Origin of the sequence: Streptomyces sp. NRRL B-3229 (assembly GCF_000719505.1) — a bacterium.
GTDB lineage: Bacteria > Actinomycetota > Actinomycetes > Streptomycetales > Streptomycetaceae > Streptomyces > Streptomyces griseorubiginosus.
Genome location: NZ_JOGP01000086.1, coordinates 1 through 877 on the forward strand (window position 1 = coordinate 1; position 877 = coordinate 877).

Genomic DNA, 877 nt, shown 5'->3' on the forward strand with positions numbered 1-877 from the left:
GTGAGGGCCACGGCGGCCGCGGTGGTCACGTCGGGGTCGTCGGCGCGCGCGACCGTCAGCGACCTGGGCCCGTCCGCCGACAGGGGCTCGGTGTACCGGGCGAGCCGCCGGCCGTCGTGGAGCAGGACCACGGCCAGGCCGCCCACGTCTCCGGCGTACAGGAGCTGCGGCGCGTCGGGCGGCGCCACCGTGGGCGTGGCGCGGGTCGCGGACAGGCGGGTGCCGGGCCCCGGGCGTGTCCAGGTGCTCAGGGCCCGCCCGAGGAGGTTCTCGTCCCGGACGCGGGAGCCGCGGGGCGGCCAGGCGGTGAAGTCGACGCGTGAGGTGTTGTCCCAGAGGTCGGCCGGGGCGCGGGTGAGGTCGGCGGGCCGCAGCACGGAGCGGGTGCTCGCCGACGGCAGGGCGGTGTGCCGGGACGCGGAGTCCGGGGGAGTGTCCGTGAGCACCGCCCCCACCACCAGCACCGCGAGCGCCGCCACGGCTCCCAGACGCACCCTGCGGCGACGGCGCAGCAGATCGGTGGGGCTGGCCCGCAGGGCACAGGCGTCGAACTCCTGCGGGACGAAGCCCTGCGAAGCGAACTCCTGCGGGACGAAGCCCTGCGAAGCGAAGTCCTGCGGGACGAAGCCCGGCTGAACCCGCGCCCCGTCGGCCTCCTCGGCCTGCTCGGCCGCGAACGCCTGCGCGGCGTCCAGCGCGCCGACCGAGTCGGCCACCCCGGCCGCCGTCAGCACGTCGGCGACGGACTCGTCCGCCATGCCCGGCAGCAGGCGGAGCATGAACGCGGCCCGCGCCGGGGCGGGAAGCCCCGACAAGGCCTGGGCGAAGCGCAGTTCCTCCGGGCTGCCCGAACCGGGGAACAGGCGCAGCCCCAGTA

1 pseudogene is annotated in these 877 nt (G+C 77.2%); it reads right to left on the reverse strand.

Annotated features, from left to right (window positions below):
• Nucleotides 1-877: pseudogene (locus IF54_RS0138800) on the reverse strand (hypothetical protein); the annotation flags it as partial.